The 25,148-nt window shown below is 68.4% G+C and carries 25 protein-coding genes; 9 read left to right on the top strand and 16 right to left on the bottom strand.

Going from position 1 to position 25,148, the window contains the following annotated elements:
• Positions 1-99 precede the first annotated feature (99 nt).
• Positions 100-954: a LysR family transcriptional regulator gene (locus AB0M14_RS10275; RefSeq protein WP_364995628.1), complete on the top strand. Its 855-nt coding sequence runs from the start codon at positions 100-102 to the stop codon at positions 952-954.
• Here the strand turns inward: AB0M14_RS10275 and AB0M14_RS10270 are convergent.
• The 3 genes from AB0M14_RS10270 to AB0M14_RS10260 all read right to left on the bottom strand — a co-directional run bounded on the left by AB0M14_RS10270 (position 935) and on the right by AB0M14_RS10260 (position 3,747).
• The gene (locus AB0M14_RS10270) at positions 935-1,885 is read right to left on the bottom strand and encodes an aminoglycoside phosphotransferase family protein (protein ID WP_364991840.1); all 951 of its coding nucleotides are present in this window, start codon (positions 1,883-1,885) and stop codon (positions 935-937) included. The genes AB0M14_RS10275 and AB0M14_RS10270 overlap by 20 nt on opposite strands.
• An 84-nt stretch (positions 1,886-1,969) precedes the next feature.
• Complete coding sequence (locus AB0M14_RS10265; protein WP_364991837.1) at positions 1,970-2,926, bottom strand: electron transfer flavoprotein subunit alpha/FixB family protein; 957 nt, start codon at positions 2,924-2,926, stop codon at positions 1,970-1,972.
• A 35-nt stretch (positions 2,927-2,961) separates the two neighbouring features.
• Entirely contained in the window at positions 2,962-3,747 is a 786-nt protein-coding gene (locus tag AB0M14_RS10260) for an electron transfer flavoprotein subunit beta/FixA family protein (protein WP_364991834.1), read from the bottom strand.
• 180 nt (positions 3,748-3,927) lie between these two features.
• Between AB0M14_RS10260 and AB0M14_RS10255 the strand changes: the two genes are divergently transcribed.
• The 3 genes from AB0M14_RS10255 to AB0M14_RS10245 are packed head-to-tail and all read left to right on the top strand — an operon-like array spanning position 3,928 to position 7,513.
• A complete protein-coding gene (locus AB0M14_RS10255) occupies positions 3,928-4,725 on the top strand; it encodes a class I SAM-dependent methyltransferase (protein WP_364991831.1) in 798 nt (265 codons plus the stop codon).
• A complete protein-coding gene (locus AB0M14_RS10250; RefSeq protein WP_364991828.1) occupies positions 4,722-6,254 on the top strand; it encodes a glycoside hydrolase family 57 protein in 1,533 nt (510 codons plus the stop codon). The genes AB0M14_RS10255 and AB0M14_RS10250 overlap by 4 nt, the downstream gene beginning before the upstream one ends.
• On the top strand, positions 6,251-7,513 hold the full coding sequence (locus AB0M14_RS10245) for a glycosyltransferase family 4 protein (RefSeq protein ID WP_364991825.1): 1,263 nt from the start codon (positions 6,251-6,253) through the stop codon (positions 7,511-7,513). Before AB0M14_RS10250 ends, AB0M14_RS10245 begins: the two co-directional genes overlap by 4 nt.
• Before the next feature lie 13 nt (positions 7,514-7,526).
• Here AB0M14_RS10245 and AB0M14_RS10240 read toward each other — a convergent pair whose 3' ends face one another.
• Entirely contained in the window at positions 7,527-8,078 is a 552-nt protein-coding gene (locus AB0M14_RS10240; RefSeq protein WP_364991822.1) for a DUF1697 domain-containing protein, read from the bottom strand.
• Positions 8,075-8,830, bottom strand: a complete 756-nt coding sequence (locus AB0M14_RS10235) for an acyltransferase (RefSeq protein WP_364991818.1) — start codon at positions 8,828-8,830, stop codon at positions 8,075-8,077. The genes AB0M14_RS10240 and AB0M14_RS10235 overlap by 4 nt, the downstream gene beginning before the upstream one ends.
• A gap of 166 nt (positions 8,831-8,996) precedes the next feature.
• On the opposite strand from AB0M14_RS10235, the gene AB0M14_RS10230 reads away from it, so the two are divergent.
• On the top strand, positions 8,997-10,274 hold the full coding sequence (locus AB0M14_RS10230; RefSeq protein ID WP_364991815.1) for a PQQ-binding-like beta-propeller repeat protein: 1,278 nt from the start codon (positions 8,997-8,999) through the stop codon (positions 10,272-10,274).
• 27 nt (positions 10,275-10,301) lie between these two features.
• On the opposite strand, the gene AB0M14_RS10225 is transcribed toward AB0M14_RS10230, so the two are convergent.
• From AB0M14_RS10225 to AB0M14_RS10215, 3 genes are all read right to left on the bottom strand, one after another.
• The gene (locus AB0M14_RS10225; protein WP_364991812.1) at positions 10,302-11,465 is read right to left on the bottom strand and encodes a class I SAM-dependent methyltransferase; all 1,164 of its coding nucleotides are present in this window, start codon (positions 11,463-11,465) and stop codon (positions 10,302-10,304) included.
• On the bottom strand, positions 11,465-12,442 hold the full coding sequence (locus tag AB0M14_RS10220) for a class I SAM-dependent methyltransferase (protein WP_364991809.1): 978 nt from the start codon (positions 12,440-12,442) through the stop codon (positions 11,465-11,467). Before AB0M14_RS10220 ends, AB0M14_RS10225 begins: the two co-directional genes overlap by 1 nt.
• Before the next feature lie 144 nt (positions 12,443-12,586).
• Positions 12,587-13,378 carry an enoyl-CoA hydratase-related protein gene (locus AB0M14_RS10215; protein WP_364991806.1) on the bottom strand — a complete coding sequence of 264 codons (792 nt, stop codon included), beginning with the start codon at positions 13,376-13,378 and terminating at the stop codon, positions 12,587-12,589.
• Positions 13,379-13,487: 109 nt separating this feature from the next.
• On the opposite strand from AB0M14_RS10215, the gene AB0M14_RS10210 reads away from it, so the two are divergent.
• Entirely contained in the window at positions 13,488-14,315 is an 828-nt protein-coding gene (locus AB0M14_RS10210) for a GNAT family N-acetyltransferase (RefSeq protein ID WP_364991804.1), read from the top strand.
• Between the two features lie 272 nt (positions 14,316-14,587).
• On the opposite strand, the gene AB0M14_RS10205 is transcribed toward AB0M14_RS10210, so the two are convergent.
• From AB0M14_RS10205 to ctaD, 7 genes are all read right to left on the bottom strand, one after another.
• Positions 14,588-15,358, bottom strand: a complete 771-nt coding sequence (locus AB0M14_RS10205) for an NUDIX hydrolase (protein WP_364995626.1) — start codon at positions 15,356-15,358, stop codon at positions 14,588-14,590.
• Positions 15,359-15,468: 110 nt separating this feature from the next.
• Positions 15,469-16,302, bottom strand: coding sequence for an ABC transporter ATP-binding protein (locus AB0M14_RS10200; RefSeq protein WP_364991801.1), 834 nt, complete (start codon positions 16,300-16,302; stop codon positions 15,469-15,471).
• Complete coding sequence (locus AB0M14_RS10195) at positions 16,262-16,516, bottom strand: hypothetical protein (protein WP_364995873.1); 255 nt, start codon at positions 16,514-16,516, stop codon at positions 16,262-16,264. The genes AB0M14_RS10200 and AB0M14_RS10195 overlap by 41 nt, the downstream gene beginning before the upstream one ends.
• 125 nt (positions 16,517-16,641) lie before the next feature.
• Positions 16,642-17,421, bottom strand: a complete 780-nt coding sequence (locus AB0M14_RS10190; RefSeq protein ID WP_364991800.1) for a peptidyl-tRNA hydrolase — start codon at positions 17,419-17,421, stop codon at positions 16,642-16,644.
• Positions 17,421-17,912 (bottom strand): protease inhibitor I42 family protein, encoded by a 492-nt coding sequence (locus tag AB0M14_RS10185; protein WP_364991797.1) that lies wholly within the window; start codon positions 17,910-17,912, stop codon positions 17,421-17,423. The genes AB0M14_RS10190 and AB0M14_RS10185 overlap by 1 nt, the downstream gene beginning before the upstream one ends.
• A 100-nt stretch (positions 17,913-18,012) precedes the next feature.
• Complete coding sequence (serB, locus tag AB0M14_RS10180) at positions 18,013-19,248, bottom strand: phosphoserine phosphatase SerB (RefSeq protein ID WP_364991794.1); 1,236 nt, start codon at positions 19,246-19,248, stop codon at positions 18,013-18,015.
• 121 nt (positions 19,249-19,369) lie between these two features.
• Positions 19,370-21,109, bottom strand: a complete 1,740-nt coding sequence (gene ctaD / locus AB0M14_RS10175) for a cytochrome c oxidase subunit I (RefSeq protein WP_364991791.1) — start codon at positions 21,107-21,109, stop codon at positions 19,370-19,372.
• A gap of 205 nt (positions 21,110-21,314) precedes the next feature.
• Between ctaD and AB0M14_RS10170 the strand changes: the two genes are divergently transcribed.
• The 3 genes from AB0M14_RS10170 (at position 21,315) to AB0M14_RS10160 (ending at position 24,261) form a co-directional block, all read left to right on the top strand.
• Complete coding sequence (locus AB0M14_RS10170; RefSeq protein WP_364991789.1) at positions 21,315-22,112, top strand: VOC family protein; 798 nt, start codon at positions 21,315-21,317, stop codon at positions 22,110-22,112.
• 71 nt (positions 22,113-22,183) lie between these two features.
• Positions 22,184-23,233: an ABC transporter substrate-binding protein gene (locus AB0M14_RS10165; RefSeq protein ID WP_364991787.1), complete on the top strand. Its 1,050-nt coding sequence runs from the start codon at positions 22,184-22,186 to the stop codon at positions 23,231-23,233.
• 8 nt (positions 23,234-23,241) lie between these two features.
• Positions 23,242-24,261, top strand: a complete 1,020-nt coding sequence (locus tag AB0M14_RS10160; protein ID WP_364991784.1) for a TIGR03617 family F420-dependent LLM class oxidoreductase — start codon at positions 23,242-23,244, stop codon at positions 24,259-24,261.
• Position 24,262: 1 nt separating this feature from the next.
• On the opposite strand, the gene AB0M14_RS10155 is transcribed toward AB0M14_RS10160, so the two are convergent.
• A complete protein-coding gene (locus AB0M14_RS10155) occupies positions 24,263-25,135 on the bottom strand; it encodes a glycosyltransferase family 2 protein (protein ID WP_364991782.1) in 873 nt (290 codons plus the stop codon).
• Between the last annotated feature and the right edge of the window lie 13 nt (positions 25,136-25,148).

The raw sequence follows: 25,148 nt of genomic DNA, 5'->3' as shown, positions 1-25,148 counted from the left end.
CTCATTACCAACCGTCATACGAAGCGCAGATATTTCAGGTGTTAGGGCGCATAATGGAGATGACTCTTATCTTGATCACTCATGAATCGGGAGCTTGCCGTGGAGCTGCGCCAACTGGCATACTTTGTCGCGGTCTGTGAGGAACTGAGCTTCAGCAAAGCCGCGACGCGCTGCTTCATCTCACAGTCGGCCATCAGCCATCAGATCGCCCGGCTCGAACGCGACCTCGGGGTGCCGTTGTTCGAGCGCACCACCCGGGCCGTTATCCCCACCGACGCGACTACTCGGCTACTTCCCCTGGCTAAACAGATGCTGAGCTTGGAGTCTGCCATCCGCGCCACCGTGCGCACCAGTGGCCCCCGAATCCGGCTGGCCGCCAACATGTCCTTCGCGACCCGCTCGCTGTCGGCCATCGCGGGCACCCGCGCGGCGCACCCCGACGCCGAGATCGAATATGTGATCAAGCCCTTCCGCCAACGGATTACGGCGGTCGCCGACGGCGATTGTGATCTAGCCCTCATCCGTGGCAGCGTCGATCAGCCGGGCCTGGCGGTGCAGCAGCTCTGGGTCGAGGACCTCGTCATCGCCACCTCCAGCGGCCACCCCCTGGCCACCCGCGACACCGTCACCCTCGCCGAGCTGAGCCCCTACCCGCTGCTGCTCCCGCCGGAGCAGGAGCAGGTGCTGCTGCACAACATCATTCGGGCCGCCTTCGCCGAGTTGCCCACCGGACCCACCTACGGCCCGCCGATCCCGCCCGATCACACCGCGACGATGGAGCTGCTCAACCGGCCCGACGCGTGGACCGTGCTCTACGCCGAGAGTCCCACCGAGGGCCTGGTCGTCCTGCAACTCACCGAACACCGGCTGCGGATCCCGGTGTCGGCGGTGGTCCGCAGCGACGCCCGGCCCTCGCCGATCCTGTCCACGCTGCTCACGAACCTGCACCGCTGACCAGGGCCTGCGCGACCGCCAGGTGCAACCGCAGGTCTTCGGGCTCCTCGTCCTCGACGGCCCAGACGATCTCCTCCATGGCCCGCATGGTCGCCCAGCCCCGGGCGCGCTCCAGATCGACGCCCAGGCCGGTCGCGGTGCGCGAGACGACCGCGCGGGCGTGTTCCGGGACCGGATTGCCCTGAACCTGGATCATGATCAGGAATCCGGCGTCGAACGCGGCCTCGCCCAGGTAGGCCTTGGGATCGATGAGCAGCCACGGTTCCCGTTCGGCGGCAACGATATTGCCCAGGTGGGTGTCCCGGTTCACCACCAGCAGCGGGCCGTCCGGCACGGCCAGACGCTCGCACCACTCGGCGGCGGCGTCCCGCAGGGTCGCCGGAAGTACCTGTGCCACTTCCGGTTCCGGATCGGCGAACATCTCGCCCCACTCCCGCACCATGCCGGTGGCCGCGGGCAGCTCGGGATACCCGGCCGGGATACCGATCGGCTCGCGGCGCAGGCGGCGGTACAGGCGGCAGGCCAGCTCGATCTTGTCCGCGTGCTCCGGATGCCCTTCCAGGCTGGGGAAGCCCGGCTGTTCCAGCAGCGGGGTGCCCGGCCGCGCCCATTCCAGCAGCAGCGCACCGGTTTCCGGGTCGTACTCGTAGAGCCGGACCGCGCCGTCACCCTGATAGCAGAACATCCCGGCGGCCTCGCCGATGTTCTCCTCGTCGACCACCGGGATCTTCAGCACCGCGACGCTGCCGTCGACGCGCCGCACCGGCGCCACCCAGGAATGCGTACCGCCGCCGAAGGTCTCGCCGATCACCTCCAGATCCCAGGACTTGCACCGGCTTTCGATCACGTCCGGCAGGTCGGCAAGCCATTGCTCGCCACGCTCTTCGAAGATTTCGCGAATGTTCTCGGTGACCTCCACTGGCAGCTGCATACCGCCCAGCTTCTCATCACGGCATTCGGAAAACGCAAGTGGCCCCGGCTGTTTCCAGCCGGGGCCACTCGATACCGCTGTGGATCAGCCCTTGTGGGCCTTGACCGCTTCGGTCAGCTGCGGCGCGACGTTGAACAGGTCGCCCACGATGCCGTAGTCCGCGATCTCGAAGATCGGGGCCTCTTCGTCCTTGTTGACCGCGACGATGGTCTTCGAGGTCTGCATACCGGCGCGGTGCTGGATGGCGCCGGAGATGCCCAGGGCGATGTAGAGCTGCGGGGAGACCGTCTTACCGGTCTGACCGACCTGGAACTGGCCCGGGTAGTAGCCCGAGTCGACGGCGGCACGCGAGGCGCCGACGGCGGCACCCAGCGAGTCGGCCAGCGCCTCGACGACCGCGAAGTTGTCGGCGGAACCGACGCCGCGGCCACCGGAGACGACGATGGTCGCCTCGGTGAGCTCGGGACGGTCGCCGCCCACGATCGGCTCACGGGCGGTCACCTTGACGACGCCGTCTTCCTGAGCCGGCACCTCGACGGTGACCTTCTCGCCCGCGCCGGCGGCCGGCTTCGCCTCGACGGCGCCCGGGCGCACCGAGATCACCGGCACGTCGCCGGTGGCCTTGGCGTCCACGGTGAACGCGCCACCGAAGATGGAGTGCACGGCGGAGCCGTCGGCCTTGACGTCGATGACGTCGACCAGCAGACCGGAGCCGAGGCGCGCGGCCAGACGACCGGACACCTCCTTGCCCTCGGCCGAGGCGGCGACGATCACGGCGGCCGGGGAAACCGACTCCACCAGACCGGCGAGCACGTCGACCTTCGGGGTCACCAGGTAGTTGTCCACATCGTCGGACTCGGCGATGTAGATCTTGGCGGCGCCGGCGGCGGTCAGCGCGTCGGCCAGCTTCTCACCGGTACCGGCGGGGCCGGTCACGACGGCGGCCGGTTCACCCAGCGCCGCCGCGGCGGTGATCAGTTCGGTGCTGACCTTCTTGATCGCACCGTCGGCGTGCTCGACGAGCACAAGTACTTCTGCCATTTGTGTTCTCTCCTAAGCAGTCTCGGGGCGGCGGATCAGATGATCTTCTGGCCGACGAGGTACTGGGCGATCTTGGTGCCGCCGTCGCCTTCGTCGGCGATCTTCTCGCCGGCGGTGCGGGCGGGCTTCGGGGTGGCGGCGGTCACCGCGGTGCCCGCGTTCGCGACACCCACGGTCGACGGGTCGACGCCCAGGTCGGCCAGCGTGAAGGTCTGCACTTCCTTCTTCTTCGCGGCCATGATGCCCTTGAAGGAGGGGAAGCGCGGCTCGTTGATCTTCTCGGTGACCGAGACGATGGCCGGGAGGGAGGCTTCCAGCTTGAAGACGCCCTCGTCGGTCTCGCGCTCGCCGGTGATCTTGTCGCCGTCGACGGTCAGCTTGCGCAGGTGGGTCAGCTGCGGCAGGCCGAGGTACTCGGCGATGATCGCGGGGACCGCACCGGCGCGGCCGTCGGTGGCCTCGTTACCGGCGATGACCAGCTCGACACCCTCGACCTGGCCCAGCGCGCTGGCCAGCACCCAGGCGGTCTGCACGGCGTCGGAGCCGTGGATCGCCGGGTCGTTGATGTGGATGGCCTTGTCGGCGCCCATGGACAGCGCCTTGCGGATGGCCTCGGTGGTGCGATCGGGACCGGCGGCCAGCACGGTGACCTCGCCGCCCTGCGCCTCCTTGATCAGCAGCGCCTCTTCGACCGCGCGCTCGTTGATCTCGTCCAGGACGGCGTCAGCGGCTTCGCGGTCGAGGGTGTAGTCACCATCGGTCAGCTTGCGCTCGGACCAGGTGTCAGGAACCTGCTTGATGAGTACGACGATGTTCGGCATCGGTCTTCGTCGACCTCCTGTTCTGGGGGCGTGTGGTTAGCTCGGGCGTGACATTACCCTACGTTAAGTTACTCGTGGGTAACTTAGCGGCCTCACTCCCGCAACTGTCCTCCACGTGTCCCGGAGCACAACGCCCGGCCGCAGGTATCGGGCATTTTCGGCTCGGCTAACGTCAGTTGAATGAGCGAGGCTGTGATCCCTGCCGCACTATCGGATGATGCTGCGGACCCTGCTGTAGAACCGCTGCCGCTGACCGGCGAGCGCACCGTCCCCGGTATCGCCGAGGAGAACTACTGGTTCCGCAGGCACGAGATCGTTTACGCCCGCCTGCTGGAACGCTGCGCCGGAAAGACCGTGCTGGAAGCCGGATCCGGCGAAGGCTACGGCGCGGACATGATCGCCGGGGTCGCCGCCAAGGTGACCGGACTGGACTACGACACCAGCGCGGTCGAGCACGTGCGGGCGCGCTACCCGCGCGTGGAGATGATCCAGGGCAACCTCGCCGACCTGCCGCTGGCCGACGCCTCGGTCGATGTCGTGGTGAATTTCCAAGTGATCGAGCACCTCTGGGATCAGAGCCAGTTCCTGCGCGAGTGCCTGCGGGTGCTGCGGCCGGGCGGCGAGCTGCTGATCAGCACGCCGAACCGGATCACCTTCTCGCCCGGACGCGACACCCCGCTCAATCCGTTCCACACCCGCGAACTCAACGCCGCCGAGCTCACCGAGCTGCTGGTCGACGCCGGATTCGAGGTCTCGGTGATGACCGGCGTGCACCACGGGCCGAGCCTGAAGGCATTGGACGCCAAGCACGGTGGGTCGTTCATCGACGCGCAGATCGAGCGGGCGCTGGCCGGTGAGCCGTGGCCGGCCGAGCTGACCGCCGACGTCGCGGGCGTCACCATCGACGACTTCGAGATCGCCGAACCGGACATCGACGCCAGCCTCGACCTGCTCGCGATCGCGGTGAAACCCGCGTGAGTGCGCAAGTCCCGGGCCAGTTCTCGCTGGTCCTGCACTCGCATCTACCGTGGCTGGCCCATCACGGGCGCTGGCCGGTCGGCGAGGAATGGCTCTACCAATCCTGGGCGGCTACTTATCTTCCCGTCGTCGAGGTGCTCAGAACCCTTGCCGCCGAGGGTCGTTCACATCTGCTGAGCCTCGGCATCACGCCGGTGCTGGCGGCCCAGCTGGACGACCCGCACTGCCTGTCCGGCATGCACCACTGGCTGGGCAACTGGCAGCTGCGCGCCGACGAGGCCGCGATGGCGGGCAACGTCGCGCTCGGGCGGCACGAACACCGGCTGGCCGCAACGGCTTTGGCGGAGTTCGAGCAGCACTGGCGGCACGGCGCGGCGCCGGTCTGGCGGCAGCTGGCCGACGCCGAGACCATCGAGTTGCTCGGCGGGCCGCTGGCGCATCCGTTCCAGCCGCTGCTCGATTCCCGGATGCGCGAGTTCGAGCTGGCCGAGGGCTTGGCGGACGCGCGGCATCGGTGGGGGCACACGCCCAGCGGCATCTGGGCGCCGGAGTGTGGATTCACCCCGGGCATGGAGGCCGAATACGACGCCGCCGGTGTGACGCATTTCATGGTCGACGGCCCCTCGCTGCGTGGCGACAGCAGCCTCGGGCGGCCGGTACGCGAGTCGGAGGTCGTCGCCTTCGGCCGGGATCTGCACGTCAGCTACCGCGTCTGGTCGCCGAAATCCGGCTACCCGGGCCACGGTGCTTACCGTGATTTCCATCACTATGACCACGCGACCGGACTCAAACCGGCCCGGGTCACCGGCAAGACGGTGGCGGGTCCGGACAAGGCGCCGTACGACCCCGAGCTGGCCGCGGCGGCCGTGGTCCGCGACGTCGACGATTTCGTGCAGACCGTGCGCGAACGCCTCCTCGCCGAATCGGCGCGGATCGGGCGTCCGGCGCTGGTCGTGGCCGCTTTCGACACCGAACTGTTCGGGCACTGGTGGCACGAGGGGCCGCAGTGGCTGGCCCAGGTGCTGCGCAAACTGCCCGAAGCGGGCGTCACGGTCGGCACGCTGGCCGATGCCCGGGCCAACGGCTATGTGGGCGCACCGGTGCAGCTCGGCGATTCCTCCTGGGGCTCCGGCAAAGACTGGCGGGTCTGGGCCGGAGATCAAGTCCGTGACCTGGTCGAACTCAACGACGACATCGTCCGGCTGGCGCTGGACACCATCGACAAGATGCGGGCCGCCGAGACCGGTCCGGCGCTGCGCGACCCGGTTGCCGACCAGCTGCTGCGCGAAGCCATCCTCACGGTGCAGAGCGACTGGGCGTTCATGGTTTCCAAGGACTCCGCCGCCGGTTACGCCCGGGAACGGGCGCACCAGCACGCGCACGCCGTGCGGGAAATCGCGGCCGCGGCCGGGGCGGGCCAACTCGCCAAAGCACACCAGTTGGCGGCAGGATGGGGTGCGGCCGACGGGCTCTTCCCGGGACTCGATGCCAGAAGACTAGGGGCGAGACCCTCAGAAGGACTTACATGAAAATCTTGATGGTGTCGTGGGAGTACCCGCCGGTCGTCGTCGGTGGGCTCGGTCGCCACGTGCATCACCTGGCCACCGAATTGGCCGCCGCCGGCCACGAGGTGGTCGTGCTCTCCCGCCGGCCCTCCGGCACCGACTCCTCGACCCACCCCACGCATTCCTTCGTCGCCGACGGTGTGCTGGTGGTGGCGGTGGCGGAGGACCCGCCGTCCTTCGACTTCGGCGAGGACATGCTCGCCTGGACCCTGGCCATGGGCCACGCCATGGTGCGCGCCGGCGTCGCGCTCGGCAAGCCAGGCATCGGCGAGGGCTGGACCCCGGACGTGGTGCACGCCCACGACTGGCTGGTCGCGCACCCCGGTATCGCGCTGGCCGAGTACTACGACGTGCCGCTGGTCTCGACCATCCACGCCACCGAGGCCGGGCGGCACAGCGGCTGGGTCGCGGGCAAGGTCAACAAGCAGGTCCACTCCGTCGAATGGTGGCTGACCAACGAATCCGACGCGCTCATCACCTGTTCGACGTCCATGCAGGACGAGGTGCAGCGACTCTACGGGCCCGAACGCATTCCGATGACGGTGATCCGCAACGGAATCGACGTGGGCGCGTGGGCTTTCCGGCCGCGCGCGCCCCGCGGCGGCCCGCCGCGGCTGCTCTATGTCGGCCGCCTCGAATACGAGAAGGGCGTCCAGGACGCGATCGCCGCGCTCCCCCGCATCCGGCGCGCGCACCCCGGCGCCACCCTGACCATCGCCGGTGTCGGCACCCAGTTCGAGTGGCTGCGCGAGCGCGCGCGCGTGCACCGGGTCGCGCGCGCGGTGAACTTCGCCGGGCAGCTCGACCACTCCGAACTCCTCGGCTGGCTGCACGGCGCCGACGCCATCGTGCTGCCCAGCCGCTATGAGCCCTTCGGCATCGTCGCGCTCGAGGCCGCCGCCGCCGGCACCCCGCTGATCACCTCCAACGCGGGCGGTCTGGGTGAAGCGGTGATCGACGGCGTCACCGGCGCCTCCTTCGAACCCGCCGACGTCAACGGCCTCGTCGACGCCGTCTGCGCCACCCTGGACGACCCCGCCGCGGCGCAGTCCCGCGCCTATGCCGCGCGCGACCGTCTCACCGCGGACTTCGCCTGGGACGTCGTCGCCGCGGAAACCGCGCAGGTCTATCACTCGGCCAAGCGCCGGGTGCGCAACCCGCTCGGCCGCCCGGTCATCGTGGAACGCCCCTTGCCGGAACGGGATCCGAACAACCCGATCTGAGCGGGCTCGGCGGCTAGCCCAGACTCTCCAGCTTCTTGACGATCCGCTGGACGGTGAGCCAGGTGCGGGTGGTGATGTCCTTGCCGTAGGTCTTGTCCAGCCAGGCCATGAAGTCCGGGGTCTTCCCGGGATCGCTGTTGTCGACGATCGAGAGGAAGACGCGGGCGGGCTTGTCGAAGCCGACGACCTGGACCAGCGGGTCGGGCTGGTCCGGCAGTTTCACCGGGACCTTGGTGCTGTCCTTGAGGAAGGTGGCGGTGAGGTAGGTGCCGCGGCCGTGGGTGAGACCCGGGAAGGGGTCGCTGTCCAGCAGGGTTCGCAGCTCCTGGTGGCTACGGATGATGGTGCCGCCGCCGATCCCCAGTTCGGCGATCAGCGCCTGCTGGATCTGCTGTTCCAGCGCGGGCACGTCGGTCTCGGCGCTGTGGAACACGATATTGCCGCTGGCGAGGACCGACGCCACCTGCTCGAAGCCGAGCTTCTCGAAGACGCCCCGCAACTTGTCGTTGGTCATGTTCGGGTTGCTGGGGGCGATCCCCCGCAACAGTGCCGCGTATCCGGTCACGCGCCCGCCTGTTGCGTGATCCCGTTCTTCTTGCGCTCGATGTCCTCCAGCGCGGCAAGGTATTTGGCCCGCTCTTCCGCGCCCGCCTCCCAGGCGGCCTTGCGGTTCTTCACCACCTTGGCGGGGGCGCCGACAGCGATGCCGTAGTCCGGGACATCCCCCTTGACCACCGCGTGCGCGCCGAGCACGCAGCCGCGGCCGACGCGGGTCTCGCGCAGCACCGTCACCTTGGCGGCGATCCAGGTGTCGGGGCCGATGCGCACCGGGCTCTTCACGATGCCCTGATCCTTGATCGGCATGGTGATGTCGTCCATCCGGTGGTCGAAATCGCAGATGTAGCACCAGTCGGCGACCAGGGTGGATTCGCCGATCTCGATGTCGAGGTAGGTGTTGACGACATTGTCCTTGCCGAACACCACCTTGTCGCCGATGCGCAGCGAACCCTCGTGGCAGCGGATGGCGTTGCCGTCACCGATGTGCACCCAGCGGCCGATCTCCATCCGGCCCAATTCCGGGGTGGCGTGGATTTCCACGCGCTTGCCCAGGAACACCATGCCGCGCAACACGATGTGCGGGTTGGTCAGCTTGAACTTGAACAGGCGGTAATACCGCACCAGGTACCACGGTGTGTACGCGCGGTTGGCGAGCACCCAGCGCAGCGAGTCCCTCGTCAGAAATCTCGCCTGCTGCGGATCCCGGCGGCGCGAACCCGCCCACCGCGCGCGCAACGGTGCGCCCCACATGCTCGTCACGAACCGTCTCCTGTCGTGTTCCGCAGGGCAACAGGCCCTGGGTTGTCCATCGGCTGACAGCTTAATGGGGTGCGGGTCAGGGCCCGTCGGCTACCGACTACTCTTGCGTGCGGCCATCGACCCGAGGGGAGAAAACCAGGTGCGTACGCGATCCCGGATGCATGCGATGGCCGTGTTCGCGGCCCTCGGCGCGGTGACGATGGCCGGTTGCGGCACCGACATCGACGACATCAAGGTCGGCTCGGGAGCCGGCTGGCCCGCCGCGCATCACGACGGCCGCAACGGTGGCGTCACCACCGTGGTCGGCTCCCGCAAGATGGCGCTGAGCTGGACTCGCCCCGTCGGCGGCCCGATCGAGGAGGCCGTCACCATCGGCCCCAAAGGCCAGATGTTCCTGACCACCCGCACCCCGAACAACTGCGCGCTGCTTTCCTTGCAGATGCCCACCGGCCGTAAGCGGTTCTGTAACCAGCTGGGCCCCAACGCGATCAGCTCGCCCTCGGTGGTCGACGGCGCCGACAACGTCTACGCGGGCGACGACGGCGCGGTGAACTCGCTGAATTACCTCGGCCAGCCGCGCTGGCGCACACCGGTGGCCGGTGTGCCGGTCTCGGTGCAGTTCACCGGCGACGGGAACGTGCTGACGGTGACCCAGTCCGGCCAGGTCGACGTCCTCAGCCGCCAGACCGGCGCGCGCGTGGTCTCCACCCTGCAGCTGCTCGGCGAACCCGATTTCCTCGCCCACCCCGACCTGACCCGCCCGGCCTCCGGCCAGGGCCTCGAGGACTGCGGCACCGGCGGCCCGTACTGCCCGGTCGCCAACATCTCCGCCGTCGACGCGGCCACCGGCCGCTTCTATCTGACGCTGTGGAAGCCGGGCGCGCCGACCGCCGCCCTGGTCGCGATGCGCTACCACGACAACCGGATTCAGCAGGAGTGGAGCGCGGCGATGCTGTCGGAGGGCAGCGCCACCAGCCCCACCCTCTCGGCGGACGGCGAGACCGTCTACGTCGGCGACAACAGCAAGCGGCTGATCGCGATCGACACCGCGGACGGCCGCACCAAGTGGGTGCAGAACCTGGAATGGGCGCCCCGCTACGGCATTTCGGTCTCCAACGACGGCCTGATCATCCCCGCCGGCGACAACGGCTACTTGGTGGCCCTGCGGGACAAGGGCGAAGTCGCCGAAATCGTCTGGGAACGTAAAGACCTCGCCCTGCGCGGCACGCCGGTGCAGACCGCGGGCGGCGTCGGCTACACCACCGCGGCCATCGGTGAGGGCCTCAACCTCATCACCTTCGACACCAAGACCGGCGCCACCGAAGACTCGGATCCACTGCCCGGAGCCAAGGGCAGCACCACCGGGACGTCGGTCGGCGCCGAGGGCGAGGTCGTGGTGGCCACCCGCATCGGCGAGGTCTTCACCTTCGAACCGGAGAAGTGACCGAGTAGCGGTGACTCGTCGCTGCGGTCAGCGGTGCGCGGTGCAGAGGAACGCGGTGCCGGTGCGGCCGATGCGGGTGAGCACCAGCGTGTAGGGCTGGGTGCCACGGAGTTTCAGGCGCTTACGCAAGGCGTCCGGATCGACGTCGACGCCGCGGACGAGAATTTCCAGCGAACCGCAGTCGCGGCGGGCCAATTCTTGGCGCAGGGACTTCTCACGCAGTTCCAGGCGATCGATGATGCGGAAGCCGCGCAAGCCCTCGGGGACACGGTCGCCGGTGAGGTAGGCGATCTGCGGATCCAGTTGCCAGAGAGCGTGTTTGGCGGCGTAGTGGCGGACCAGGCCCGCGCGGACGATCGCGCCGTCGGGATCTACGATCCACTCGCCGGGCTCGTGCTCCGGGATGTCGTCGGGCTCGCCGTCGGTGAGAACGACGGATTCGCCGGTCGCGGACAAAACGGTGGCGCGGCGGGTCACGCCTGATTCGGTGAGGCCCGGCGACCACAGGCAGGCTTCGCGGACCGCCCCGTCCAGCGATACAACTTCGATCTCGCCCGCCCAGTCCAGGCTGTCGAAATCCAATCCCGGAGCGCATTTTACGGCGATATCGCGACCCGCATAGGCGGCGAGGAGATCAGGCAGCGGAGGTTGCAGCTTGGCCGGGTCATGGGTACGACGGCCGTCGGCACGGCGGGCCGGATCGGCGATGATCACGGTGTCGCGGCTGACCGGGACCAGTGCATCCGCTTTGGCCACCAACACGTTTCGTGTGCTCAGATTGTGGGCGGCCATCGACAGGCGCACGTCGTCGAGGTCGCTGCCGATTACCGACGGGCAAACGCGAGCCAGCTCGGCCAGCTCCGCGCCGATGGAACAGGTCACATCGTGCACGGCGCGTCCGGCCAAGCGCTGCGCCCTGGCCCGCGCTACCAGCGACGGTGTCGCCTGCTGCAGCGCGTCATCGGTGAACAGCCATTCCCCCGCACCGAGGAGTTTGGCGGTTGCCTTGCGGCGCAATCGAACTGTGTCGATCAGCGCCGCCGTCATGGCCCCGTGGTGGCGGCGCACCCGTTCGATATCGCGCAGGTGCGTCGCGGGGGTGAGCTCCAGCCGGTTCACCTCCGCCAGCGCGGCGGTACCGGCCGCACTGGTCAGGAAGGCGACGTCGTCGCGGCTGAAGCCGTATCCCACTACTTGGCCGCGGCGCCCGGCTTCACGCCGGTGATCATCGCGTTGTAGAAGAACTGGCGCGGCACGACGTGCTTGAGCACCTTGTCGTCCAGCTTGCTCAGCGCCAGCCAGGCCTTGTACTGGGCCAGGCGGTAGCGCATGGTCAGCTTCTCGTCGGGCACGGCGGCCTCGAAGGTGCGCACCGGCCAGCCCCACAGCGCGGCGGCGAACTCCTCGGTGGTGGCCTTCACGTCGACGGCGCCGGCCGAACTCGCCATCGCCTCGAGCTCACGCGGGTCGAAGGTGTGCAGGTCGACGACCGCCTCCAGCGCCGCGGCGCGCGAGGACTCGTCGAGCTCGGTCTGCGGGCGCCGCCAGCCGGACAGGAACGGCAGCTTGGTGATCTCGGTGGTCACCTTCCAGGTGGCCTGGCCGAGGCGGCGCGCGTAGAGGTTGCCGATGGTGGTCGGCTCACCCGCGAACACGAAACGACCGCCCGGCTTGAGCACCCGCAGGCACTCCTTGAGCGCTAGCTCGACATCGGGGATGTGGTGCAGCACGGCGTGGCCACAGACCAGGTCGAAGGTGTCGTCCTCGTACGGGATGGTCTCGGCGTCGGCGACCCGGCCGTCCACGTCCAGGCCCAGGTGCTCGGCGTTGCGCAGCGCGACCTTGACCATGCCCGGGGACAGGTCGGTGACCGAGCCGGACTTGGCGACGCCGCCCTGCATCAGGTTCAGCAGGAAGAAACCGGTACCGCAACCCAGCTCGAGCGCCTTGTCGTAGGGCAGCGGAGCCGGGCCGACCGCGGCGTCGAACCGGCCGCGGGCGTATTCGATACAGCGCTCGTCATAGGAAATGGACCATTTGTCGTCGTAGGTCTCGGCTTCCCAGTCGTGGTAGAGGACCTGGGCGAGCTTCGTATCCTTGAGCGCTGCTTCGACCTCGGCCTCGGTGGCGTGCGGGTTCGGCGCGGGGTCGTCGGGGCGTACCGTCATGGTCGGGTAGCCTACCCAAATCCCCAGATGAGGCCAGCAATCGGGCCACCGATTGAGATCGATCTGGTCAACTGGCCGGATTGAAACGTGTTCCTATCTGCGCATCTGCCGCCGTACTCCGCGCAGGCCAGCGCGCTCGCCGTTTCAGCGACCGGTGAAAGTGGCCGAGCCCGGACCGTCGGCGAGCACGGTGCGCGTGCCGGCGCGAGCGTCCTCGGTGCCGAACAGGGCGGCCCATTCGGTGCGCGCGCGATCCAGCCCGTGCGGGCCCGCTTCGAAGACGGCCTTGGCCGCGGCGAGCGCCCGGGTCGGGCCGTCGGCGAACTGCCGCGCCCAGCGCATCGCGGCGTTGAAGACCTCGTCCGGGGCGACCACCTCGTCGACGAGCCCGAGCTCTTTCGCCTCGTCCGGCTCCACGAAACGGCCGGTGTAGACCAGATCCTTGGCCGGTCCGGGACCGATCAGCAGCGACAGGCGGCGGATACCGGCGAGCGGAATGAGGCCGGACTCGATCTGCGGCAGGCCGAGTTTCACGTTGTCGCCGATGATGCGGCGATCCGCGCCCAGCGCCAGTTCCAGCCCGCCGCCCAGGCAGTAGCCGCTGATCGCGGCCACCGTCGGCTGCGGAACCTTGGCCAGGCAGCCGAGCCCGGCCTGCACGTCGGCGGCCATCGCGGTGGCCTGCTCCGGGGTCAGCTCGGACAGTTCGGCGAGCTCGTCACCGGCCGAGAACACCCGCTCGTCGCCGTAGACGACCAGCGCCGACACCCGCGGATCCGCCGCCACGGTCGCCGCGGCGGCCGCCACCTCGCGCACCAACTGCACGCTGATCCGATTCATGGGCGGGCGGTTCATCCGTAGTACGGCGATGCCGCGCGCGCCATCCTGAATATCTTCAGCATCGGCGGGCAGCTCGAGGGTCACGAATTCGGCCATGGGACGCACGCTACCGCTCGCCGCCCGCAACCCTGTCATCACGGCGCACTTATCCAACCCAGCCGCACATCCCGCGACAAGAGCCCTTGCACGGGGTACAACGACGTTGATGACCACCACGATTCGGCCCACGCAGCCGCTCCAGCACGACGCCGACGGCGCTCGTTCCCGCGCCTACGACGTATGCGTGAACCGCAGGCGCGTCGGCCTGATCCGGATCGCCACCATGCCGCGCTACGGACCCGGCGTCGGCACCATCCGTGCCCTGCGCATCGATGAGGCCGAACGACGCAGGGGGCGCGGGGCGATCGCCGTGCTCGCGGCCGAGGAGGTGCTCCAAGGCTGGGGCTGCACCCAGGTGACCGTCACCGTGCCCGCCGACGCCGCCGCCGGGCTGCGCCTGAGCTCGGCCCTGGGCTACCGCGAGCGCAGCCGGAACATGGTCAAGCAACTCCCGGCCGAGCCGCCCGCGCTACCGGCCGGGGCGCACGCCCGGCCGATGACCGACGCCGAGTTCGGCCCCTGGCAGCGCGCGGAAATCCAGGAGTACACCCAGGATTGGATCGACCGAGGTCTCACCCCGGAGCAGGCTCGCGCCAAAGCGGAGACCGACGACCGGGACAACCTCCCGGATGGCCTCGCCACCCGGGACACCTGGTTCCGGATCCTCGAACACGTCGGGACTGCCGTCGGCCACATCTGGGTGGCACGACGGGACGCGGATCGAGCGTTCGTCTACGACGTCAAGGTCGGCGAGGAACATCGCGGACATGGACACGGCCGTACCCTGATGCTCATCGCCGAGCGGGTCGCGCTGAGCGGCGGCATGTCCACACTCGGTCTGCACGTTTTCGCCGGAAACACGCCGGCGCTGCGGCTGTACGAATCGCTGGGTTACCAGGTCACGCAATACAGCCAGTACAAGCAGCTGAGCTGAGAGCTCGGCTAATCCCCAGCAGCAACCAGCACTTTCCGGAGGGATATGCGGACCATTCCAACTCTGAGCGACAATTCGCGATGCTGCGCCGAGTTGTCGCTCAGAGTTGGAGAAGGGGCTATCGCACTCCTGGCGCAATCGCATCCGGCGGCGGTACCTACCGAGTCACCGCAAACCGGAGGCGAACTCCGCCACCGGACGCAATTCACGTCCAGTGGGCGGCACCTCTCTTATCACCGCGAGAGGAAGCGAACTCCGCGCTCGCTGTGCGTTCAGCCGCGCAGGGAACCGCGGAGTTTGCTCTGGTCCGGGAGGTCGGCGAAATAGCGCTTGTTGTCCGGGAAGGTCAGGACGTGTGCGCCGTCGACTTGGGTCAGGACCGGCATGATCGGGTCGATGACCACATCCGCCGCGAAGATCTCGGCGGTGGAGTCGAAGCGGCTCAGGGCGTCGAGCTGGGACCAGGTGGGCGGCAACAGGATGTCCTCGCCCGCGCGCCAGCGGTCCAGGGCCTGGGCCGGAGTGCGCCATTGCACGTCGTCGGCTTCCGAGGTGGCGCCGTCGGCGAGTTGTCCCTCGGGCAGCACGGCGACGAAGAAGCGCGTGTCGTAGCGGCGCTGTTCGACGACCGGGGTGATCCAATTCGCCCACGGGAGCAGCAGATCCGCACGCAGCACGAGGTTCGACTCGGCCAGAAAAGCGGCCAGCGAGAGCTCGCGGCGTTCCAGCTTGCCCCGCGCTTCGCGGTAGTCGGCGGTCTCGGAGACCACGGTGTCCGCGGTCGGCCCGGCCAGCAGCACACCGCATTCCTCGAAGGTCTCGCGCACCGCCGCGCACACCAGCGCCTTGGCGCGCTCCTCGGTGGTCGCGAATCGCTCTGCCCACCAGGCCGGTTCGGGACCGGCCCAGGCAATGTCGGCGGTACCGTCGGACACGTCGACGCCACCGCCCGGGAACACCGTCATACCGGCGGCGAAGGCCATGGCCCCGACGCGACGCTGCAGGAACACCTCGGGGCCCGCGGCGCTGTCGCGGACCAGCATCACCGTCGACGCGTCCTTGACCGGCACAACCTCAGTCGTCTCACTCACCTCTGCACCCTAACGCGCGCTTGGTTGGAGGGCTGCGCGGACCATGGTCGCCGACGCGCCTCTCAGCGGTGGCGGTGCTTGCCCGCCCGGCGGGCGCGGCGCGCGAAGTAGCGGCCGTCCACGCGATCCAGCGCGATCGACTGCCGGAACGCGTCGCTGAGGTTCTCGGCGGTGAGCACATCGCTCAACAACCCTTGCGCGACCACTTCGCCTTCGTTGAGCAGCAGACCGTGTGTGAAACCCTGCGGGATCTCCTCCACGTGATGAGTGACCAGCACCATGGCCGGGGCATCGGGGTCGGCGGCGAGATCGCCGAGGCGCTCCACCAGTTCCTCGCGGCCGCCGAGGTCCAGGCCCGCCGCCGGTTCGTCGAGCAGCAGCAGTTCCGGGTCGGTCATCAGCGCCCGCGCGATGAGCACCCGCTTGCGCTCGCCCTCGGACAGCGTCCCGTAGGTGCGGTCGGAAAGATGTTCGGCGCCCAGGCTTTCCAGCATGTCGATGGCGCGGTCGGTGTCGACATCGTCGTAGCGTTCACGCCAGCGCCCGACTACGGCGTATCCGGCCGACACCACCAGGTCGCTGACCTTCTCCTCCTTCGGCACCCGGCTGGCGATGGCCGCGGAGGAGAGTCCGATACGTGGACGAAGTTCGGAGACATCGGTTTTGCCGAGTATCTCGCCGAGCAGATTGGCCTGACCCGAAGTGGGGTGGACTTCGGCGGCGGCCATGCGGAGCAGTGAGGTCTTGCCCGCGCCGTTGGGTCCGAGGACGACCCAGCGTTCGTCGAGCTCGACCTGCCAGGTGACCGGACCGACCAGGGTATGGCCTGAGCGTCGGACGGTCACATCGGTGAAATCAATGAGCAGATCGGGATCCGGTTGCGGCACGCGCTCCATCTTGGCCCAAATGCGTTGGCGATGTCTGACCGACCCACACCGGGCGGGCCGAGCGCGGCATTCGGTTGCGCAACTGGATGATGCGAGCACGGCTGAGGCGACCTTGCCGTGGACGATCGGCGGGCGGGGTGGTCCGGAACATCCGGGCGACGAGCAGGGCCAGCGGGAGTGACAACACCACCCACCCGGCAAGAATCAGCATCAGCATGGTCATGATGACTTATCCTCCGAACCTGCTTGGGACGCAACTAGCATAGGCACGACCCTGTTCCGTCACATTTACCCAGATTTTCGCGAGCCACACTCGACGTTCCGGGGATAAATCGGACCAACCTCGAATCACCACCTCTCGGCGGGCACCGCTATCACCGTCAGCGAACCCGGAGCGACTTCGGTGAATCCCGCATCGCGCACCGCTACCGCCGTCCCGGCGGCCACCCTGGCCGACAACTCCCGCCACTGCTCCGCGCCGGCTTCCCGCACCGTGCAGTGGAACTCGCCGTCGGCCCAGCGTCTGACAAACTCCTCCGGCAGAGCGCCGGCCAGCAACATGCTGGCGTGGCCCACCTGGGCGGCGGCCTTGCCCAGGGTCATCGCCAATTCCGAATTCACCCACAGCACGGGCAGATCCGGATCGGCGGGACCGGGTTCGTCGTGTTCGAGATCCGTGCCGCCGATCTGCAAGCGTTTGATCCGCGGGTCGACCTCGCCCACCGCGCTGGGCACGAAGGCCCGGGCCTGCGCACCGCCGACCTCGACGGTGACGCCGTCCACCTCGTTCGCCGCCAGCCACTGCGCACCCCGCGCGCGGCGGGCCACCTTGCGGATACGGGACCGCTTCCACGCGAGATACCGCTCCTGCCAGGGCCCCTCGGGTCCGACCCGCCGGTCCATGCACAACGCGACCACCGCGGTCGCCGCGGCGGCCAGCAGCACACTGCGCGGCGGCGGATCCGCCTTGGGCAGATGCAGCACCATCTGCATGGCCTGCACCTGATCCGGGTCCACCGGATCGCCCGCGCCACCGTAACCGCGCGCCAACTCCGCGTGCCGAACGCCGAAATCCAGATCAGGCGTCGGCAATTCGGTATCTACACCACCCGTCTCCGGGAAACTCATCACACCACCACTAGCACCACAGTAAATGTCTTCGACGGTTCCACACCCTGCTCCCAGGGCCGTTTGTATTCCATCCGCAGCTCGGTCACGCCCGCGGCGTTACCCACAAAGGTCCACACCTCGGTACCCGGCGTACCCGGCAGCACCGGCTGATCGGAGACATACTCCTTTTCACCGGACTGCCGCACCACATTCTGATCGAGCCCCGCCAATTGCCAGCCGTAGCCGGTCGACGGGTTCGAACCCAGCCGAACCACCAGCTGCTCGCCGGTGTTCAGCTTGCGCTCCCGGCCGTTGTCGGCATCCGTGACCGTCACCGTACCTCCTTGCGGCACAACCGTTCCCGACGCGCCGCTGGTCGCCGGCGCCGAGGTTTCCGGCGACGAGGTCACCGGCGAGGTCGAGGAGTGACCGGCGTGTTCGTCGCCCGAGTCGGTACCGCACGCGGCGACCGTCAGACCGAGCAGCAGGATCACCAGGGATTTCCGCACCACGCCTCCGCTCGCCGAATGACCAACTGGCCCAAGCCTACCGCTGCGAGCACCGGGTAACCGCTGAGCAACCCTTTGATCGGGCCGTGTCGGGGCCTGCTCAGGTGCCGACGAGCGGCACCCGGCGGACACCGCCGTCGCGGGCGTCGGCGGCCTCGACCTCGTCGCGGGTGACGCCGAGAATGAACAGCACCGCGTCCAGGTAAGGGTGCGACAGGGCCGCGTCGGCGATCTCACGCAAGGCGGGCTTGGCATTGAACGCCACGCCCAGACCCGCCGCGTTCAGCATGTCGATGTCGTTCGCGCCGTCACCGACCGCGACGGTCTGCTCCATCGGCACGCCCGCCTCGGCGGCGAACTTGCGCAGGGCGGTGGCCTTGAAGGCGCGGTCGACGATCTCGCCGACGACCCGGCCGGTGAGTTTGCCGTCCTTGACCTCCAAGGTATTGGCCTGCACGAAGTCCAGCTCCAGTTCGTGGGCCAGCGGTTCGATCACCTGCCGGAAGCCGCCGGAGACCACGCCACAGCGGAACCCGATCCGGCGCAGCGTGCGAATGGTGGTGCGGGCGCCCGGGGTCAGCTCGATCCGCTCGGCGACCTCCTCGATCACCGATTCGTCCAAGCCCTCCAGCGTCGCCACGCGCTGGCGCAGCGATTCGGCGAAATCGATCTCACCGCGCATGGCCGCCTCCGTGACCTGGCGGACCTCCTCTTCGACGCCGGCGTGCGCGGCCAGCATCTCGATGACCTCACCCTGGATCAGCGTGGAGTCGACATCGAAAACGATGAGCCGCTTGGCCCGGCGCGCCAGCCCGGCCCGCTCCACCGCGACGTCGACCTGCTCGGCGACCGCCACCTCGGCCAGCGCGGTACGCAGCCGGGAATCGGTGTCCGCGCCGGTGTCTGTCGCAGTGACCAGCAGCTCCATACCGGTGACCGGGTAGTCGGCGATCCCGCGGATGGTGTCGATGTTCGCGCCGAGGGTGGCCAGCTGCCGCGACACCTCGCTGAACGCGCGCGCGGTCACCGGGGCGCCCAGGATCACCACCGCGTGCGTCGACATCGGCTGCCGGCCGATGGCCGCGCCGACCTCCACGTCGACATGCATGCCGACGGTGTTCATCGCCTCTTCGAGTTCGTCCTGCAGCGCCTCGGGATCGCTCGGGCAGGTGACCAGCACGCCCAGGGTGAGCCGGCCGCGGATCACCACCTGCTCGACGTCGAGCAGGCTCACCCGATGCCGCGACATCGCCGCGAGCAGCACGGACGTCACGCCGGGCCGGTCGGGTCCGGTGACGGTGACGAGAACGGTGGTGTCAGCCAAGTCCTGCTCCATATTTGTTTGCCCTCCCTGTGCTGCGTCGCCGTTGTCGCGGACCTAAAGGGGCGTAACCAGGTCTTCAAACACGTGTGCACCCGCTGATGACCAGCAGGTGCACACGTAGTCGTTGTGAATACTACTTAGTTGCTACCGCGTCCTCGGTGACCGCGTGCGAGTGCTTGCCCGAGCCCCAGCCCACGTGCGCCTCGGCGCGCATGCGCTCGACCATGTGCGGGTAGTGCAGCTCGAACGCGGGACGCTCGGAGCGGATGCGGGGCAGCTCGTAGAAGTTGTGCCGCGGCGGCGGGCAGGTGGTGGCCCACTCCAGCGAGTTGCCGTAACCCCACGGGTCGTCCACGGTGACGACCTCACCGTACCGGTAGCTCTTGAAGACGTTCCAGACGAACGGCAGCATCGAGGCGCCCAGGATGAACGCGCCGATGGTGGAGATCGTGTTCAGCGCGGTGAAGCCGTCCGAGGGCAGGTAGTCGGCGTAACGACGCGGCATGCCTTCGGCGCCCAGCCAGTGCTGCACCAGGAAGGTGGTGTGGAAGCCGACGAAGGTGGTCCAGAAGTGCCACTTGCCCAGGCGCTCGTCCATCATGCGGCCGGTCATCTTCGGGAACCAGAAGTAGATGCCCGCGAAGGTGGCGAACACGATGGTGCCGAAGAGCACGTAGTGGAAGTGCGCGACCACGAAGTACGAGTCGGTGACGTGGAAGTCCAGCGGCGGCGAGGCCAGGATGACACCCGACAGACCACCGAAGAGGAAGGTGACCAGGAAGCCGATGGACCAGAGCATCGGTGTCTCGAACGTCAATTGACCGCGCCACATGGTGCCGATCCAGTTGAAGAACTTCACACCGGTCGGGACCGCGATCAAGAAGGTCATGAACGAGAAGTACGGCAGCAGCACCGCGCCGGTGGCGTACATGTGGTGCGCCCACACCGCGATCGACAGCGCGGCGATACCCAGCGTCGCGTACACCAGCGTGGTGTAACCGAAGATCGGCTTGCGCGAGAAGACCGGGTAGATCTCGGAGACGATGCCGAAGAACGGCAGCGCGATGATGTAGACCTCGGGGTGGCCGAAGAACCAGAACAGGTGCTGCCAGAGCAGCACGCCGCCGGTGGCCGGGTCGTAGATGTGCCCGCCCAGGTGCCGGTCCACGGCCAGGCCCATCAGAGCGGCGGTCAGCAGCGGGAAGGCCAGCAGGACGAGGACGGCGGTGACGGCGATGTTCCAGGTGAAGATCGGCATCCGGAACATGGTCATGCCGGGGGCACGCAGCACCACGACGGTAGTCAGCATGTTCACGCCGCCGAGGATGGTGCCGAGGCCGGAGACGGCCAGACCCATGATCCACAGGTCACCGCCCACGCCGGGCGAGTGCACGATGTCGGTCAGCGGCGAGTACGCCGTCCAGCCGAAGTCCGCCGCGCCGCCGGGGGTGATGAAGCCCGCCGTGGCCATGGTGCCGCCGAACAGGTACAGCCAGTAGCTGAACGCGTTCAGTCGCGGGAACGCGACGTCGGGGGCGCCGATTTGCAGCGGCAGAATGATATTGGCGAAGCCGAAGACGATCGCCGTCGCGTAGAACAGCAGCATGATCGTGCCATGCATGGTGAACAGCTGGTTGAACTGTTCGGCCGACAGGAACTGCATGCCGGGACGGGCGAGCTCGGTGCGCATCAGCAGCGCCATGAGTCCACCGACCATGAAGAAGGTCATGGCCGTCACCAGGTACATGACACCGAGGACCTTCGGGTCGGTCGTGGTGACCGCCTTGTAGATGAACGAACCCTTCGGCCCGGTCCGAGCCGGATACGGCCGAGTCGCTTCCAACTGGACTGGCTGGGGCTCTACCGCAGTCACTGATCCTCCTGAACTTCGGAACGAACGACAGTTCGCTTGCGCTCCTGAGATCGTAAACCGTGCTGCGACAGGGATCCGCACGGGTCCTACGTTGTGTCGTATTCGAAGCGCCGATCGGCGCCGTCACGTGCGACGATGAATCTCGGCCACCCGCGTCGTCTCTATCCGCAGAGAGTGTTCCACCACTTGACAGGAGATTGCGCCAATGACTCACCCCAAGCCTGGAGACCCGATCTGGGTCGATGTCTTCACCGCTGACCCCGCCGCCAGCATCGCCTTCTATACCGAGCTTTTCGGCTGGACCGCCGAACGCGCGGACGAGGAGTTCGGCGGCTACATCACCTTCCGCAAAGACGGCAAGGCCGTCGCAGGCGGCATGGGCAAGACGAACGGGGAGGCGGACGGCCCCGATCAGTGGACGATCTACCTGTCCTCCCCCGATGCCCGGGCCACCGCCGAGAAGGCGAAGGCGCACGGCGCCGACATCGTCGTACCGCCCATGGACGTCGGCGATTTGGGCGTGATGGCGGTGCTCGGCGACCCCGGCGGCGCCGGCATCGGCATCTGGCAGCCGGGCACCTTCGCCGGCATCGAGACCGCCGCACTGGTCGAGGGCGGCAAGTGGACCGACGCCGCGGGCGCGCCGTCCTGGTTCGAACTGCACACCCGCGACTACCAGCGCGCGCTGGACTTCTATCGCGACGTGTTCGAGTGGAACGACCTCTTCGCGATGCCGGAGGCGCCCGGATTCCGCTACAGCACCATTCATTCGACCTCGCCGATGCTGGGCGGGGTGATGGATGCCACCGCGTTCCTGCCGGAAGGACAGCCCGCGAGCTGGTCGGTGTACTTCGGCGCCGACGATGTCGACAAGGCGGTCACCAAGGTCGTCGAACTCGGCGGCAGCGTGCTCTCGCCCGCCATGGACACCCCGTACGGCCGGATGGCCACGGTCGCCGACGTGACCGGCGCCCGCTTCAACCTCGGCGGGGACGCGGCCTGAGCAACAGCCGGTCGCGCACGGGTCTGTGGTGCGCGACCGGCGCCGTCCGAGGCCCATGTACCCTCTCCGGCATGCCGGTGAGCGTCTCGGATCGCACCCGAAATCACAGTCGCGCCTTGGTCTTGTGCGCCGTGGCCGTAGTCGCCTTGGTCGCGGGCTGCGGCAAGGCGGACAACGCGAGTTCGATCGTCCGCACCACCACGAATATCGCGGGAGCGGGCGTGGTCGGGGTGGAACGCGACACCACGAAGACGTGCCCGCTGCCGAGCGCGCCCGATCAGGCCGGCGGCACCCGCAGCGTCACCCACGCCGCTGGCGTCGCGCAGGTGCCGGCCGATCCGCAGCGCATCGTGGTGCTGTCCACGGCCGCGCTGGACGCGGCGTGCGCACTCGGGCTCTGGGAGCGCGTCGTCGGCGCGGTCACCATCGCCGGGCCGCGTCCGCAGCCGCAGTACCTCGGCTACGGCGTCGTCGAGATTCCGGCCATCGGGTCGGCCGCCGAACCCGATCTCGCCAAGATCGCCGAATTGCGTCCCGACGTGATTCTCGGCGAGACCCCTGGCGGTACCGCCGCTTTCGACGGGCTCCAGAAGATCGCGCCCACCGTGCTGGTCGGCGGCGATGACGGCTGGCAGGCCGAATTCCTCGGCTACGCCTCCGGTTTGGACCGCGTGACGGCCGCCGAGCAGGCGCTCGCCGACTACCGCGTCGAGGCCGCGAACACCGGCAACGAGCTCGCCGCCAACCAGAGCCAAGCCTCGGTCGTGCGATTCACACCGGGCGCCATCCAGATCCAAGGCAGTAACAGCTTCGCCGGGCAGGTGCTCGCCGACGCCGGCGTGCAGCGGCCCACCGCGCAGCGCGGCGCCTCCGCCGACGTGCCGCCCGCCGATCTGGAACCGATCGAAGGCGACATCGTCTACGTCATGTTCGACGGCGCCGGCGGAAAGACCTTCGGCGAGAAGACGCTTCGCTCCGACGAGTTCAAGGACCTCAGCGCGGCCACCGACAAGCGCGTTTTCGTGGTCGAGGATCCGGTCTGGCACGGCAATGGCCTCACAGCCGCCCGCGCGCTGCTCACCGACCTGCGGAACACCTTGAACGGGTACGTCACCGACTGACGTTCGCCATGGAGATCGTGACATCACTACCCGCCGATACGGGGCTGGCGCGGGTCGCCGCGCGGATCCGGCGGATCGAGGAGCTCGGGTTCGACACGGTGCACGTGTCGGAGACGGTGCACGATCCGTTCGCGGTGTGCGCGCTCGCGGTGGAGCACAGCACCCGGCTCACCGTGCGGACCAGCATGGTGGTGGCGTTTCCGCGCAGCCCGATGCTCACCGCCTGCGCCGCCTGGGATCTCGCGCGGTTCTCCGGCGGGCGGTTCCAGCTCGGGATCTCCTCACAGGTGCGCGGCAATATCGTCGGGCGATTCTCGATGCCGTGGACCGATCCGGTGGCGCAGCTCGGCGATTACGCCGACAGCCTGCGCGCGATCTTCGACGCCTTCCAGCACGGGACGCCGCTGGAGCATCACGGCAGTCACTACACGTTCACGCGGTTGCAGCCGTTCTTCAATCCGGGGCCGCTCGAGGTGCCCGCGCCGACCGTGTGGCTGGGCGGCGTCAACACCCGGATGTGCGAACTCGCGGGCGCGGTCGCCGACGGCTTCGTCGCGCACCCGACCGGGTCGCATCCACGCTCGCTGACCGAGCAGGTCCGGCCCGCGCTGCTCGCGGGTGCGCAGACCCGCAACCGCGGGCTGCCCCGAATTGTGGTGGTGCCCAAGGTGATTACCGGCCGCGACGAGTCCGCGGTCGCCCGCGCGCGGGCGGCGATCCGCAAGGAGCTCGCGTTCCTCTACTCCACCCCCGCCTACCGCGGCACCCTCGACCGCTTGGGGCTGGGGGAGACCGCGACCGCCCTCGCGGCCGCGGCCCAGGAAAAGCAATGGGAGCGGCTGCCGGACCTACTCACCGACGAGATGGTTGCCGGCCTGGTTCCCCAAGCCACCTACGCCGATCTCCCGGATGTGCTCGCGCGCTGGTATCAGGGCCTGTGCCAAGGGATTTCGCTGGAACCACCCCAGGATCCCGCGGACGACGCGGAGTTCCGCGCCATGCTGGAGCGCCTGCGCGCCATCGATTGATTCAGCGTTCCCGCCGCTGCCGCAACGCGGTCCGCAACACCGCGAGCGCGCCCCGCACGGCCAAACCGGCCGCGACCAGCGGCGCGAACACCAACCACGGTGAGCGCCGGTGATAATCGCAGTAGAAGCGCAGTGCGCTGCGGTGGTGGGTGCGCACCTTGCGGAAGGGGGCGTGGCGCATGCTGCCGCCCTCCCGGTGCCGGATCTCCACGCTCGGGTCCAGCACCACGCGCCAGCCGGCCCGGTGCATGTCCAGCGCCATCTTCGTTTCCTCGAAGTAGAGGAAGTACCGGGAGTCCATGCCGTCGACAGAATCGAAGGCGCCGCGGCGGAACAGCATGCAGCAGCCCGAAATCCAGTCCACGTCGCTGACGGTGGTGACCGGCTCGCCGAAGTACGCGCGCGTCGCCGGATTCCCGGGCCAGACGCCGCCGAGCAACGCATGCGTGATGCCGGTCAGCAGCGAGGGGAAGCGCCGCCCGCTCGGGTACGGCGTCCCGTCCAACCGGGCGATCCGCGGCCCGATCATGCCGATCCGATAATCCGCACGCGCCGTCTCCACCAGCGCCGCGATCGACCCGGGACTGAGTTGCGTATCCGGATTCGCCACCAGCAGCCATTCGGCGTCCGTCTCCGCCGCCCCCTGATTGATCGCCGCCGACAACCCGACATTCTCGCCGTTGCGAATCGCCCGGCCACCGAAGTCCTCGACGATGTCAGCGCTGCCATCGGTCGAGGTGTTGTCCACACAGATCACCTCGAGCGTGTACGGCTCGACCGCGGCAGGCAACGACTCCAGAAACGCCGGTAGATCCTCGGCCGACTGATAGGTCACGAGAATCAGGCCAACCGTTTTATCGTCGCGGTGCGGCATGCCGGCGAACCTA

Source organism: Nocardia sp. NPDC051832, assembly GCF_040681285.1.
In the GTDB taxonomy this organism is placed as follows: Bacteria; Actinomycetota; Actinomycetes; order Mycobacteriales; family Mycobacteriaceae; genus Nocardia.
This window is presented reverse-complemented; position numbering and strand designations above follow the sequence as displayed.